General features: G+C 72.4%; 14 protein-coding genes. 7 read left to right on the top strand and 7 right to left on the bottom strand.

What is annotated here, in order from left to right:
- Nucleotides 1-72: 72 nt before the first annotated feature.
- From IW249_RS22880 to IW249_RS22860, 5 genes are all read right to left on the bottom strand, one after another.
- Nucleotides 73-660: a DUF2267 domain-containing protein gene (locus IW249_RS22880; RefSeq protein ID WP_307788675.1), complete on the bottom strand. Its 588-nt coding sequence runs from the start codon at nucleotides 658-660 to the stop codon at nucleotides 73-75.
- Between the two features lie 68 nt (nucleotides 661-728).
- The gene (locus IW249_RS22875; protein ID WP_196922630.1) at nucleotides 729-1,127 is read right to left on the bottom strand and encodes an NUDIX hydrolase; all 399 of its coding nucleotides are present in this window, start codon (nucleotides 1,125-1,127) and stop codon (nucleotides 729-731) included.
- 50 nt (nucleotides 1,128-1,177) lie between these two features.
- The gene (locus IW249_RS22870; RefSeq protein WP_196924917.1) at nucleotides 1,178-2,464 is read right to left on the bottom strand and encodes an MGH1-like glycoside hydrolase domain-containing protein; all 1,287 of its coding nucleotides are present in this window, start codon (nucleotides 2,462-2,464) and stop codon (nucleotides 1,178-1,180) included.
- A gap of 116 nt (nucleotides 2,465-2,580) precedes the next feature.
- Nucleotides 2,581-3,402 carry a sugar phosphate isomerase/epimerase family protein gene (locus IW249_RS22865; RefSeq protein WP_196922629.1) on the bottom strand — a complete coding sequence of 274 codons (822 nt, stop codon included), beginning with the start codon at nucleotides 3,400-3,402 and terminating at the stop codon, nucleotides 2,581-2,583.
- Nucleotides 3,399-4,439, bottom strand: a complete 1,041-nt coding sequence (locus IW249_RS22860) for a zinc-dependent alcohol dehydrogenase (RefSeq protein WP_196922628.1) — start codon at nucleotides 4,437-4,439, stop codon at nucleotides 3,399-3,401. The genes IW249_RS22865 and IW249_RS22860 overlap by 4 nt, the downstream gene beginning before the upstream one ends.
- Nucleotides 4,440-4,555: 116 nt before the next feature.
- On the opposite strand from IW249_RS22860, the gene IW249_RS22855 reads away from it, so the two are divergent.
- From IW249_RS22855 to IW249_RS22835, 5 genes are all read left to right on the top strand, one after another.
- The gene (locus tag IW249_RS22855; protein WP_196922627.1) at nucleotides 4,556-5,950 is read left to right on the top strand and encodes an ABC transporter substrate-binding protein; all 1,395 of its coding nucleotides are present in this window, start codon (nucleotides 4,556-4,558) and stop codon (nucleotides 5,948-5,950) included.
- Entirely contained in the window at nucleotides 5,947-6,903 is a 957-nt protein-coding gene (locus tag IW249_RS22850; RefSeq protein WP_196922626.1) for a carbohydrate ABC transporter permease, read from the top strand. The genes IW249_RS22855 and IW249_RS22850 overlap by 4 nt, the downstream gene beginning before the upstream one ends.
- Nucleotides 6,903-7,769 carry a carbohydrate ABC transporter permease gene (locus IW249_RS22845; RefSeq protein WP_091406739.1) on the top strand — a complete coding sequence of 289 codons (867 nt, stop codon included), beginning with the start codon at nucleotides 6,903-6,905 and terminating at the stop codon, nucleotides 7,767-7,769. The genes IW249_RS22850 and IW249_RS22845 overlap by 1 nt, the downstream gene beginning before the upstream one ends.
- A 110-nt stretch (nucleotides 7,770-7,879) precedes the next feature.
- Complete coding sequence (locus IW249_RS22840) at nucleotides 7,880-8,494, top strand: methyltransferase domain-containing protein (protein WP_196922625.1); 615 nt, start codon at nucleotides 7,880-7,882, stop codon at nucleotides 8,492-8,494.
- Between the two features lie 57 nt (nucleotides 8,495-8,551).
- Nucleotides 8,552-9,157 carry a class I SAM-dependent methyltransferase gene (locus IW249_RS22835; protein ID WP_196922624.1) on the top strand — a complete coding sequence of 202 codons (606 nt, stop codon included), beginning with the start codon at nucleotides 8,552-8,554 and terminating at the stop codon, nucleotides 9,155-9,157.
- 22 nt (nucleotides 9,158-9,179) lie between these two features.
- Here the strand turns inward: IW249_RS22835 and eccB are convergent, their stop codons facing one another.
- The gene (gene eccB / locus IW249_RS22830; RefSeq protein ID WP_196922623.1) at nucleotides 9,180-10,565 is read right to left on the bottom strand and encodes a type VII secretion protein EccB; all 1,386 of its coding nucleotides are present in this window, start codon (nucleotides 10,563-10,565) and stop codon (nucleotides 9,180-9,182) included.
- A 129-nt stretch (nucleotides 10,566-10,694) separates the two neighbouring features.
- Between eccB and IW249_RS22825 the strand changes: the two genes are divergently transcribed.
- Together IW249_RS22825 and IW249_RS22820 are read left to right on the top strand one after the other, a co-directional pair.
- Entirely contained in the window at nucleotides 10,695-11,414 is a 720-nt protein-coding gene (locus tag IW249_RS22825) for a polyamine aminopropyltransferase (RefSeq protein ID WP_196922622.1), read from the top strand.
- A gap of 96 nt (nucleotides 11,415-11,510) precedes the next feature.
- Nucleotides 11,511-11,690, top strand: coding sequence for a hypothetical protein (locus tag IW249_RS22820; protein ID WP_196922621.1), 180 nt, complete (start codon nucleotides 11,511-11,513; stop codon nucleotides 11,688-11,690).
- A 12-nt stretch (nucleotides 11,691-11,702) separates the two neighbouring features.
- Here the strand turns inward: IW249_RS22820 and IW249_RS22815 are convergent, their stop codons facing one another.
- Entirely contained in the window at nucleotides 11,703-13,505 is a 1,803-nt protein-coding gene (locus IW249_RS22815) for an acyl-CoA dehydrogenase (protein WP_196922620.1), read from the bottom strand.
- Nucleotides 13,506-13,557 lie beyond the last annotated feature (52 nt).

Raw genomic sequence — 13,557 nt, 5'->3', positions numbered from 1 at the left:
CGCCGCGTTCAGCTCAGCGACGCCAGAGCCGGCGTGGCACGAATCCCTCGCGGCGACGGAGCACGGGCCGGCTCAGGGCAGGTACGGGTCGGACGAAACGGGAGGGTCGGATGCGGCACCGCCGCCTCCGCCGTCGCGCGGCAGTCGCGCCACCATGTCGCGGAACTCCCGTACGGTCATCGCCTCCCGCAACGTGGCGAAGACGGCGCCGGTTCCGGCCCGGGCGGTGGCCGCATCCACCCCGGCGCGCTGCCCCACCCGGCGGAGGAACTCCGCCGGGCCGGCGTCCGACGGCGGTGGAACCGCGCCACCCACCTCCAGGCCCACGCCGGTGTTCAGCCCGCCCACGCCAGGCTCCGGTCCACCGCTCAGAAGCGGATCCACGCCGAGATCCGCACCACCGGCCCCGCCCGGATCCGGGGGTGAGCCCCCGGCCAGATCCGGACCAACGGCCCCGGCCGGATCCGGGGCCGGGCCGGTGAGGTAGCCCCCGACCGAGTTCGGAAGGTGCCCGGCGAGGTCGTCTGGCGGGCCGCCGGTCACCCGCTCGGCCATCGTCTGGAGCACGGCGCGGGCGAGGGCGGCGGCCTGCTCGGTCGGCAGGCCGGACCGCCGGGACACCGCGTCGATGAAGTGCGGAAACCCGTCGCCGTCCGTCACGCCCCGGCGGTTACCCCCGGCCGACGCCGCCAAACCGCGCCGCCAACCCGGGCCGGCAACCTGGGCCGTCAGCGCAGCAGATCCTCCGCCAGCAGGTGGTCGAAGATGATCTGGTCGACCGGCGACGTGCGGTGCCGGTCGGCGTACCCGAGCCAGGCCATCTCGGCGATCTCGCTGGCCGGCCGCAGCTGCCCCTGATAGCCGGCCCGGTAGCAGGTCATCCGCACCGTGGTGCCGGCCGCGTGGCCGTGCGCCTCGGCGGTGAAGGTGCCCAGGTGTACGGCGCCGGGCACGTCGACCTCGACGCTCAACTCCTCGTCGATCTCCCGGCGCAGGGTCTGCAGGTCGGTCTCGCCCGGCTCGCGCTTTCCACCCGGCAGGTACCAGACGTCCTTGCCCACCGACCGGGTGCTCAGCACCCGACCGTCCTGCAACAGGATCCAGGCCACCTTGTCGATCTCGCGCACGTTGCTCCTCACGGCCGCCGGGATCGGGGACGCTACCACCGGCACCGCGCTCAGTCGGCCAGCAGGTCGAGCACCAGCGCGGCCGTCCAGCCGAACGACGGCGAGCCCAGCCCGGCGCCGGTGTCCGGGTGGAAGTACTCGTGGCAGCCGGCACCGGCGACCAGACCGATCATCGAACGGCGCAGCCCGGCGGCCAGCTCCGGGTGCCCGTGCGTGAGCAGCCCACGCCGGACCAGCCAGCCGATGTTGAGCCAGCTCGGCCCCCGCCAGTAGCGCAGCGGCTCGAAGTCCGGTGCGGTGCGGTCGTAGGTGGGTAGCGGCCGGTCCATCCGACGGGCCACCCCGAAGCGCGCCGACCGCGCCTCCACGACCAGCGCGTCGGCCTGCCGGGTCGGCAGGTCGGGCAGGATCAGGGGGGTCAGGCCGAGCACGGTACGGGCGTTCACCAGACGGTCGGTGCGCAGGTCACGGGGCTGGAACGTGCCGGTGTCCGGGTCGTGGAGCCGGCGGAGGAGAGCCTCGGTGATCCGGGTCGCGCGGGCCCGGTGCGGCCCGGGGTCGTCGCCGATGAGCGCGGCGATCTCGGCGAGGGCGTGTTCGGCGGCCCCGAACGCCGCGTTGAACAGCGGGCACTCCACCAGGAACGGGTGACCGTCGGCCAGGTCGCGGTCGGCGTAGCCGTGCTCGCGGTAGGCGGCGACGATCGCCAGGTAGCGCGCGTAGTCCAGGTCCGTGGGGCGGTGTGCGGCGTCGGCGTGCGTGGTGTCGTGCCGACGGTACGCGCGCATGACGGCCGCCTCGGCCGGCACCGCGGCCATCGGCTCGTCCCACGCCGGGCTGTTGTCCAACCCGGACTCCCACGGGTGCACGATGCAGACCAGCCCGTCACCTGCCACGTCCCGCCGGTCGGCCAGGTAGCGCTGTTGGGCGACCAGCGCGGGATAGAGCCGGCGCAGCGCGGCCAGCCCCCTGGGGTCGGGCGCCCGCCGGTACGCCAGCAACGCGGCGAGCGCATGCACAGGCGGCTGGACCAGGCCGGAGGTGGCCACCGCCGGTGCTCCTGGCACGTCGGCCGAGCGCCACATCTCCGGCCCCGGGAAGTACGCCCCGACCCGTATCGCCGGGTTGAACACGATGTGCGGCACCCGTCCGTCGGCCCACTGCGCCCGGAACAGGCTGGCCAGCTCCCGCCAGGCGCGGTCGGGGCGAACCTGGGCCAGCCCGATCGCGATGAACGCGGAGTCCCAGCTCCACTGGTGCGGGTAGAGCGTGCGCGAGGGCACCGTGTGGTCGTGCTCCCAGTTGGCGTCGAGCGTGTCGACAGCGAGTCGACGCAGCCTGGTCGCGTCGGCCGGGCCACCCGTGCCGGCGGCCTCGGCGCGCGTCGCCCCGGCGTCACCGGTCCCGTCGACACCGGCGGTCGCGTCGACGCTGGTCGGCCCGGCGTCGGCGGTCACGCGGCGGCCCGCCGGGGCAGCGCGTGTCGCAGCACCGTGGCCGCCTGTTGCAGTGCCCGGACCGGGTCGCCGCGCAGCCGGCACTCCAGGGCCAGCCAACCCCGGTAGTCCAGCTCCAGCAGGGTACGCACCAGTGCCGGCCAGTCCAGGTGCCCGGCGCCGGGTTGGTACCGGTTGGAGTCGCTGACCTGCACGTGCCCGAGGTACGGGGCGGCGGCGCGCAGGGCGCGGTGCACGTCGTCCTCCTCGATGTTCATGTGGAAGGTGTCGGCGACGACCCGGACCGACGGCAACCCGAGCGCGGCGCAGAGCGCCACCGCCTGGTCGAGACGGTTGACCATGTGGTCCTCGTACCGGTTGAGGGGTTCCAGGAAGAGGGTGACCCCCTCGGCCCGGGCGTGCTCGCCCAGCTCGCCGAGGGCGTCGAGGAGTACCTGCCGGTCGCCGTCGGGCGGGCGGGGCGGCTCGAACGGCGGCAGTCGCCGGGAGAACATCCCCCAGGCGGCCGGGGTCATCACCCCGACGCCGCCCAGCTCGGCGATCACCGTGAGCTGGGAGCGCAGGTTGCGGACGGCGTCGGCGGAGCGGGCGGGGTCGAAGTCGCCGATGAAGTGGTCCATCTCGACGCAGACGGTGGGCATCACCACCCCGGCGGCGCGGGCCCGGCGCAGCTCGGGCAGCCGGCGGGCGAACGCGAGGTCGCCGCGGCCGCGCAGCTCGATGCCCTGGTAGCCGAGGGCGGCCGCGAGGGCGTACTTCTGGATCAGGTTGGTGCCCGGCAGGAGTTGTTCCTGACAGGCCAGCGCGATGGTGGTCATGAGAACCTCAGCACGACTTGGAGGACGTCACCGGCGCCGCGGTCGAGCAGCGCGAGGGCGTCGGCGACCGCGCTGGCGTCGACGATGTGGCTGACCAGCGGCAGCGGGTCGACGCTGCGGTCGGCCACCAGGTCCATGAAGGTCTGGGCGACCCGGTCTCCGGTCCACCGGCCGGCCATGCTCGGTGCGGGGGTGGGCCCGGAGACCTGGGCGGCCACCAACTGGATGCGGTTGTGGTGGAACTCCTCGCCGAGGCCGAGCGCGTCGGCCTGGCCCTGGTAGAAGCCGGCGGCCACGACCCGGCCGGCGTGGGTGGTGGAGCGGATCGCCTCGTGCAGCGCCGGGTACGCGCCGGACAACTCCAGGCAGACGTCGGCGCCCCGACCGTCGGTGGCCTGGCGCAGCACGGCGGCGGCGGACGTGACGGTGGCGTCCACTGTGAACGTCGCACCGTACCGGGCGGCGTGCTCCAGCCGGTCGGGTACCGGGTCGACGGCCACCACCCGGGCCCCGGAGAGCACGGCGAGCCGGGTGGCGAGCAGCCCGATGACGCCCTGCCCGAAGACGCCGACCCAGTCGCCGAGGTGCAGGTCACCGGCGAGCACGGCGGTCAGCGCGATGGCGCCGGGGCGGGCGAAGACCGCGGCGAGCGGATCCAGGCCCGCGGGCAGCGCGCGGACCGCGTCGGCGGCGAGCACGGCCTCGGCCCGGTGCCCCCAGATGCCCCAGACGAGCTGCCCCGGATGCCGGTCGGTGACGTCCCGCGCGACCTCGACGACCTCGCCGACCTCTTCGTAGCCGAAGCCGATCAACGGATAGGGCACCGGGGTCTGCCGGGGGACGAACATTCGGGCGGCGTCGTCCCAGTCCTTGCTGAGCCGGGGATTGCTGCCCCGGTAGAGGGTCAGCTCGGTGCCGGCGGAGATGCCCGAGTAGCAGGTGCGGACTCGGACCTGGCCGGGGCCGAGCGGATCCGGCGGGCAGGGCTCGAGGCTGATGCGTCGAGGCCCGGCGAGAGAGACCACCCAGTTGCCCATGTGTCACATCCCGGTAGCACTGGGCTCCAGGATAGACACAAAATCGCACTATGTCTTGTTATTGATCAATCGAAGGTGTTGAATCCGGCATGTACCCTTCGAGAGGAGTGCCACCGATGTCAGCACCTCCGAGGCGGATACTCGCCACCACCCTGATCATGACACTGGCCACGTCCACCCTGCTGGCCTGCGGGGACGACCAATCAGACAGCAACAGCAAAAAGATCACCGTTTGGAGCCTGGAGGACGTCGCCGACCGGGTCACCGCCACCAAGGCGATCATCGCCGACTTCACCGCCAAGACCGGGATCCAGGTCGATCTCGTGACCGTCAACGAGGACCAGTTCCCCTCCCTGATCGCCGCCAACGCCGCCGCCGGCGACCTGCCCGACGTGGTGGGGTCGGTCTCCCTCGCCGGCATCCGCACGCTCGCCGGCAACGAACTGCTGCACGCCTCGGCGAACGCGGAGGTCGTCGACAAGCTGGGCAAGCAGACGTTCTCCCCCCGGGCGCTGGAGCTCACCGCCGACGACGGCAAACAGCTCTCCGTACCCAGCGACGGGTGGGGGCAACTGCTCGTCTACCGCAAGGACCTGTTCGCCGCGGCCGGCCTGCCCGCCCCCGACACGTACGAGCGGATCACCACCGCCGCGGCCCGGCTCAACACCGGCGGCGTCGCCGGAATCACCGCGGCGACCGCCCCCAGCGACGTGTTCACCCAGCAGACCTTCGAGCACCTGGCCCTGGCCAACGGCTGCCAGCTCACCGACGACTCGGGGAACGTCACACTGGATTCGCCCCAGTGCGTCGAGGCGTTCCGCTTCTACGGTGACCTGATCCGCACCAGCTCCGTGAAAGGCGCACAGGACGTGGACACCACCCGGGCCACCTACTTCGCCGGCAAGGCGGCGATGGTGATCTGGTCGCCGTTCATCCTCGACGAGCTGGCCGGGCTTCGCAACGACGCCAAGCCGACCTGCCCGCAGTGCCAGGCGGACCCGGCGTTCCTCGCGAAGAACAGCGGGTTCGTCACCGCGATCAAGGGCCCGAACGGCACCGAACCGGCCCAGTACGGCGAGATCAGCTCCTGGGCCGTGCTGGACGGCGCGGCGGCCGACCCGGCGAAGTCCTTCGTGGAGTACATGCTCAGCGACGGCTACCCGCGCTGGTTCGGCATGTCCCCGGAGGGCCGCTTCCCGGTCCGCAAGGGCACCCCCGCCGAGCCGGAGGCGTACCTGACCGCCTGGAACACCAGCCAGGCGGGCGTGGACGCGAAGAAGCCCCTCACCGACGTGTACGGCGACGAGGTGCTGGCCACGCTGCGCCGCAGCCCGGACACCTTCGGGCGGTGGGGCCTCAGCCAGGGCCAGGGCAAGCTGGTCGGCGCCATGCTGGGCGAGTTGCCGGTGCCCAAGGTGCTGGGCGACCTCGTCTCCGGCAAGTCCGACCCGGCGGCCACCGCCAACCGCGCCAAGAAGGACGTCGACGCCATCAAGGCGGGCGTCAATTGACCACCACCGCGCCCGGCCCCGGCCGCTCCCCCACCCGGGAGCGGCCGGCGCCACCCCGACGCCGACCGTTGACCCTGCGCCGCCGCGAATCCCGTGCCGGGCTCGCGCTGGTCGCACCGACCCTGCTCGTCACCATCGCGGTCATCGGCATCCCGATCGTGTGGACAGTGGTGCTCGCCTTCCAGCGGGTCCGGCTCGCCACGCTGCGCAAGACCGGCCTGTTCGGCGAGTTCACCATGGACAACATCGACCGGGTGCTGCACACCCCCGGCTTCGCCGAGACGCTGTGGGTCACGCTCATCTACAGCATCGGCGGCACCGTCGGGTCGATCCTGCTCGGTCTGGTGGCAGCCCTGGTCGTCCGCCGGCCGTTCCGTGGCCGCACCCTGGTCCGAGCATCCATGCTGCTGCCGTACGTGGCGCCGGTGGTCGCTGTGACGTTCGTCTGGCAGGTGATGCTCGACCCGCAGCTCGGCATCGTCAACGCGTGGGGTCAACGCCTGCTCGGCTGGGACGCCCCGGTGCCGTTCCTCACCCAGGAGTCGACAGCGCTGGCCACGGTGATCGTCTTCGAGGCGTGGCGGTACTTCCCGTTCGCGTTCCTGTTCCTGCTGGCCCGGCTCCAGGCGGTGCCCGGCGAGTTGGAGGAGGCCGCCCGCGTCGACGGCGCCACCCCCACCCAGCGGTTCCGGCACATCCTGCTGCCGCAACTGCTGCCGGTGATCGCCCTGCTGGGCGTGCTGCGGTTCATCATGACGTTCAACAAGTTCGACGACGTCTACCTGCTCACCGGCGGTGCGGCCGGCACCGAGGTGGTCAGCGTGCGGGTGTACGAGTTCCTCACCGCCCGTACCGACATCGGTGCCGCTGCCGCGCAGGCGGTCGTGCTGGCCGTGGTGCTCATCGTGTTCGTGCTGATCTATCTGCGCTTCTTCGGACGGAGGGTGGGCTGATGGACCGGGACGTGGTCGAGACGGTGAGCCTGCGTTGGCTGCGCCGCCTGGTGATCGCCGTGTTCCTCGTGATCACGGTCTTCCCCTTCTACTACATGCTGGTGCTCTCGGTGCGCCCCATCGAGCGGCTGCTGCTCGACCCCGGCGCGCTAGTGGTCGGCTTCGGTGAGCTGACAGTGGCCACGTACGCCGAGGTGCTCAAGGCCACCGACGACGGCGGCCAGGGTTTCCTCACCTTCATCCGCAACAGCGGGTTGGTCGCCGTCGCGGCGACAGTGCTCACCCTCCTGGTCGCGATCCCCGGCGCGTACGCGGTGGCCCGGCTGCGGTTCTTCGGCCGGCGGCAGGTGGACTTCCTGTTCCTGGCGGTCTACCTGTTCCCGTCGATCGTCATCGCGATCCCACTGTTCGTGGTCTTCACCCGGGCCGGCCTGCGCGGCTCGCTCTTCGGTCTGGTGCTGGTCTACATCTCGCAGACGTTGCCCGTGTCGGTCTACATGCTGAAGAACTACTTCGAGACCATCCCGGTCAGCCTGGAGGAGTCCGCCGCCATCGACGGCGCCGGTCGGCTCGGCATCATCCGGCGGGTCAGCCTGCCCCTGGCGATGCCGTCGATCATGGCGGTCGCGCTCTACGACTTCATGATCGCCTGGAACGAGTTCCTCTTCGCCCTGCTGTTCCTGGTCGACAAACCCAACCGGTGGACGGTGTCGCTCGGGTTGTCCCTCCTCGCCGACGGGGTGGAGGTGCCCAAAACGGTGCTGATGGCCGGGTCGGTCGTGCTCACCCTGCCCATCGTGATTCTTTTCTTCGCCAGCGAGCGGCTGCTCACCGAGGGGCTGACCAGCGGCGCGGAGAAAGGCTGAGCCGGCCGGTGTCACAGTCCGGAAACGCCGGGCTGTGATGTCCCCCACGATCCCCTTCATGTCCGTACCATCGGCACGTTCTTATCCGGCACAGCTAAGGGAGTCGGCGCATGAGTCAGGCAGGGCGGCGTCAGCCGACCGAGACGGCGGGCGAGGACTACACCGACCGGCTACAGCGCCTCGGTGGTGCCCGTTGGAAGCGGATGCTCGACGTGCAGGCGCCGTACCGGTGGAATCTGCGCCGCCTCAATCTGGGCACCACCCTCGACGTCGGTTCCGGCCTGGGTCGTAACCTCGCCAACCTGGACGGCAACGGCGTCGGCGTCGACCACAACCCGACCTCGGTGGCGCACTCGCGGGCCGCCGGGTTCGAGGCGTACCAGGTGGACGAGTTCAAGGAGAGCCCGCACGCCCGGCCGGGGGCGTTCGACTCGCTGCTCGCCGCGCACCTGCTGGAGCACCTGCCGGCCGAGGAGGCGCTGGAGGTCATCTCGTCGTACCTGCCGTACGTGCGCTCGGGCGGGCAGGCCGTGTTCATCACCCCGCAGGAACGCGGGTACGCCAGCGACGCCTCACACGTCCGGTTCGTCGGCTTCGCCGAGGCGGCGCAGGCCTGTAGGGATTTGGGCCTGACCGTCACCCGGCAGTATTCGTTCCCGTTCGCCCGGCCGCTCGGGCGGGTGTTCACCTACAACGAGTTCGTGACGGTGGCCCGGCTGCCCTGATCCCGGCTGTCCCCGGGTCGACCGCCGGGCCGCCACCGGCCCGGTTACGGTGGCCACATGGCCAACCCGACCCGCTGGGCGACCGACACCGGTCCCGAGCACTCACAGTGGTACATCGACCGGTTCCGCAAGCTCGTGGCCGAGGGTGCGGACCTGGCCGGTGAGGCCCGACTGGTGGACGCCCTCGTCGCGCCCGGCTCCCGGATCCTCGACGCCGGTAGCGGCACCGGCCGCGTCGGTGCCGCTCTGGCCGAGCGGGGGCACACGGTCGTCGGGGTGGACGCCGACCCCGCGCTCGTGGACGCCGCCCGCGCCGACTATCCCGGCCCGACGTGGCTGGTCGCCGACCTCGCCGAGCTGGACCTACCGGCGCTGGGTGAGGCGGAGCCGTTCGACGCGGCGGTACTGGCCGGCAACGTGCTCGCCTTCGTCGCCGTCGGCACCGAACCGGAGGTGCTGCGCCGGGTGGCCGCGCACCTGCGACCGGATGGCGTGCTGACGGTGGGCTTCGGCACCGAGCGTGGCTACCCGCTGACCGCGTTCGACGCCGACGCGGTGGCCGCCGGGCTGCGCGTGGAGCAGCGCTTCGCCACCTGGGACCTGCGCCCGTGGCGCGACGACGCCCCGTTCGCGGTCAGCGTTCTGCGCCGACCGGCCGAGTGACGCAGGCGGGGCCGCGTCGACCTCAGTCGGGGGCGGCGACAGCACGGGCGGCGGCCGGGTCGAGAGTGGCACCGGCGGGCACCAGGCTGACCAGCCCGGCCGGCAGCCGCACCGGCCGCACGTCGCGGTAGCCGAGCATCGGGAGCACCTCCCGGTCGGCCAGCACGTACCGTCGGCCCAGGTCGGTGACGACGGAGACCGCGCCGCCGGTCGCCCCGGGCGCCGCGGCGGCCTCGACCACCGCGCCGCGGCCCGGCTCCACCACCACGTGGTCGGCCAGCACCGCGCCGCCGGTCGGCGCGGTGCGGGGCACGGCCGTCAGGTCCCGCAGGGGTACGCCCCAGCGCACCTCACCAACCCCGCCGTCGTCGCCGATGCGGGTGCAGAGCGCCCCGCCGTCGCCGGCCGCGAGCCGGGGCGGGGTCGGCGGCGGGGCGTTCGGCCCGGTCGGGGCGAGGTCGGGCACCGTGGGCAACGCGGCGAACCGGCCCAACGTCATCGGCACCGGCTCGACCTGCCCGGTGCGGGCCAGCAACAGCCCCGCCTGCAACTCGGTGATGCCGGCCAGGCCGGCGTCGAGCGCCACCGCGTACTGCCTGCCGCCACCGGAGTTGCTCACCAGGTAGACCGCGCCGATCGTGGCACCCGGCACGCGGGTGGCGGGCCGGCCCAGCGCAGGCAGGTCGAGCGGAGCGAGGTCGGCGCCGGCGGGCAACGAGTTGAGGAGCGCCGGCGCCACCGGAACCGCGTGGGCCCGGGTGGTGGCGAGTGCCGCCAGCACCCGACTGGGATCACGGACCAGGTAACGCCGCTGGTGCCAGACCAGGTGCAGCCCACCGTCGGGGTGGCGCAGCAGCAGCGCGTCGTCGCCCAACGGCCGGCCACCGTCGGGCTCCGTGCCGATCAGCAACGCGGAGCGGGGCGCCTCGACGCGCGCGCCGGCCGGGATCGTCGAGCAGACCGTCCACGCCGTGGCGGCCAGCCGGCCCGGGGCGGGCAGCGAGTCGGGTGCGTCGGCTATGCCCAACGGCAGCCCGCGCGGCACCCCGTCGATGGTGCGTCGGGACACCAGCACCGTCTTCGACCGGTCCGCGCCGACGATGAGCAGCGCCGAGGCGTAGTTGAGCACCGGGTGCAGCTTCTGCTCGCGATACACGAACCGGGCGCCGGACTCCTTCTCCACGATCACCGCGCCCGGGTCACGCCACCCCTTGCCGCCGCCGGCGAACAGCCCGTAGAGGGCGAAACCTCCGAGCCCGATCACCGCGACCAGGACGCTGGCCAGACCGGCGCCGGCCAGCCGCCGAAACGGCGACTGCGCGGGGTCGGTCTCCCTCATGACCAGGGCGGCGACCGCTCGCTGGACGCTGAACTGGTAGGAGTGCAGCTGGTCCTGCCGCGACGGCATGAGTCCCCTCCGGTGGATCGGCCGGGCACAGGATATGCGCTGCGTCGATCTCCTGCGGACCCTGCGTGGCCGCCCGTCGCGGGGCAACCGCTACCATCCGTGGACGAATCCGGCGGCGAGAGGGCACCCGTGGGCGCGCGTTTCGAAGAGCTGGCCTGGCGGGAGACCCCGATCGGCGCGATCAGCCTGCGCCGACGCCGGGACCCGGCACTCCAGGTCGAGGTGTACGAGGTCAAGCTCGACGACGAGTACCTGATGTCCAGCCTCTTCCCTGTCGCGGAGATCGAGTTGGCCCGGCTCGGCCTCGCCGAGGTGGCCGGTGACTCCCTCGACGTGGTGGTGGGCGGTCTCGGGCTGGGCTACACCGCCTGCGCGGCGCTGGGCGACCCCCGGGTGCGCTCACTGCTCGTGGTGGAGGCGATCGAGGACGTGATCGACTGGCACCGGCGGGGGTTGCTGCCGTTCGCGGCGGGGCTCGCCGAGGACCCCCGGACCCGCTTCGTGCAGGCCGACTTCTTCGCGGCGGTCGCCGGTGACACCGGCTTCGACGCCGAGGTGCCCGGTCGGCGGTTCGATGCCGTGCTGCTCGACGTCGACCACTCCCCGCGCAACGTCCTGCACCCGAGCCACGCGGCGTTCTACCCGCCGGCCGGTCTGCGCCGGCTGGCCGCGCTGCTGCGCCCCGGGGGAGTCTTCGCGCTCTGGTCGGACGACCCGCCGGACGCCGAGTTCACCGCGGCGCTCACCGAGGTGTTCGGGGACGTGCGGGCGCACGTCGTGCCGTTCGCCAACCCGCTGACCGGTGGGGAGTCGGCCAACACCGTCTACGTGGCGCGTACCGGCCCCTGATCGACTCCGGTATGCCGCTCGCGCATGGTGTCGGCCGGACGGGGAAGGAGAAGCCGGGCCGGCCGCACCAGGCGCGGCCGGTTACGGGAGGTCGACATGCGTGCACTGCTCTGGGTTGTCGGCGTGGTCGCCGGTGTGCTGATCCTGCTCGGGTTGCTCCTCGAGGCGGTCCGCTGGCTGATCATCATCGGTGTGATCGCGCTGGTGATCGTGATCGTCTGGGGCGTCGTCAAGGGGCGCCAGGCCATGAGCCACCAGTCCCGCGGACGGCGATGACGCCGGGTTCGGTCAGAACCAGTCCGGGCGCATGTCGAGGGTGGTCCGATCCCGGCTGTCCAGCAGGTCGAACTGCGGGCCGGTCCGGGGCAACTCGACATTGAAGAAGTAGCGGGCGGCCTGCCGCTTGCCGGCGTGGAACGCGTCGTCGGCCCCCTCCGGCGGCAGCGCCAGCACCTGCTCCAACCACATCCACGCGATCACCACGTGCCCGACGGCCTCCAGGTAGGCGCTGGCGTTGGCCAGCGCGAGCACCGGGTCACCGTCGGCCCACAGTCGACGGGTGACAGCGGTGACCCGGTCCACCGCGGCGGCCAGCCGGTCCGCCAACTCGGCCGCCTCTCCCCCGGCCTTGCGGGCCCGCTCGACAGTGTCACCGATCGTCGTGGTCAGCAGAGCGAGACCAGCGCCGCCCTGCATGGTCATCTTGCGCCCCAGCAGGTCCAGTGCCTGAATGCCGTGGGTGCCCTCGTGGATCGGGTTGAGCCGGTTGTCCCGGTAGTGCTGCTCCACGTCGTGGTCCCGGGTGTAGCCGGCCCCTCCGAGCACCTGGATCGCCAGATCGTTGGCGGCGAGGCACCACTGCGACGGCCAGCTCTTGGTGATCGGGGTGAGCACGTCCAGCAGCAGGTGCGCGCGCTCGCGGTCGGCCTCGGCCGGGGCGGTCTTCTGCTCGTCGAGCAGCCGCGCGCAGTAGAGCACCAGCGCCAGCGCCCCCTCCACGTAGCTCTTCTGCGCCAGCAGCATCCGTCGTACGTCGGGGTGGTCGATGATCGGCACCTGCGCGGTGGCCGGGTCCTTAGCGCCGACCGGCCGGCCCTGCGGCCGTTCCTTCGCGTACGCCAGACTCTTGAGATAGCCGGTGTAACCCAGCGCGGTGGCACCGGCCCCGACCCCGATCCGGGCCTCGTTCATCATGTGGAACATCTGCGCCAGACCCTGATGCGGCGCGCCGACCAGGTGACCGACGGCCCCGGCGCGGCCGGCCGGGGTGTGCGCGCCGTCGCCGAAGCTGAGCAAGGTGTTGGTGGTGCCCCGGAACCCCATCTTGTGGTTGAGCCCGGCCAACACCACGTCGTTGCGCTCACCGAGCGACCCGTCCGGGCCGACCAGCACCTTGGGCACGATGAACAGCGAGATGCCCTTGACCCCGGGCGGCGCGCCGGGGATGCGGGCCAGCACCAGGTGGACGATGTTCTCGGACAACTCGTGGTCGCCGCCGGAGATCCACATCTTGGTGCCGAAGAGCCGGTACGAGCCGTCCGCCTGCGGCTCGGCGCGGGTGGTGATGTCGGCCAGTGAGCTGCCGGCGTGCGGTTCGGACAGGCACATGGTGCCGAAGAACCGGCCGTCCAGCATCGGCCGGACGTAGGTGTCCACCTGCTCGGGGCTGCCGTGCGCCAACAGCAGGTTCGCGTTGCCCAGGGTGAGGAACGGGTACGCCGAGGTGGCCACGTTGGCGGCCTGGAACCAGGTGAAGCAGGCCGCGGCGACCGCGTGCGGCAGTTGCAGGCCACCGACCGAGGCGTCCAGGCCGGCGGTGAGCAGGCCCGTCTCGGCGAAGCTGTCCAACGCCGTACGGACCTGCGGGATCAGCCGCACCCGCTGCCCGTCGAAGGTGGGCTCGGCCAGGTCGGCGGCGCGGTTGTGCGGGGCGAACTGCTCGGTGGCCACCCGCTCGGCGAGATCCAGGGCGTCGTCGAAGGTCTCCCGGGAGTGCTCGGCGTAGCGGGGACGCTCGACGAGTTCGGACACCCGCAGCCACTCGTGCAGCAGGAAGTCGAGGTCACGGCGGGAGAGCAGGGTGGACGGCACGGCACTCCTCAGCGGGCACGGGGGCGGGTCGAGCCGGGGCGACGGCCCACTG

The sequence above is a fragment of the Micromonospora vinacea genome, from assembly GCF_015751785.1.
GTDB lineage: Bacteria > Actinomycetota > Actinomycetes > Mycobacteriales > Micromonosporaceae > Micromonospora > Micromonospora vinacea.
The sequence above is the reverse complement of the archived record's forward strand: the minus strand, read 5'-3'. Positions and strand labels throughout refer to the sequence as shown.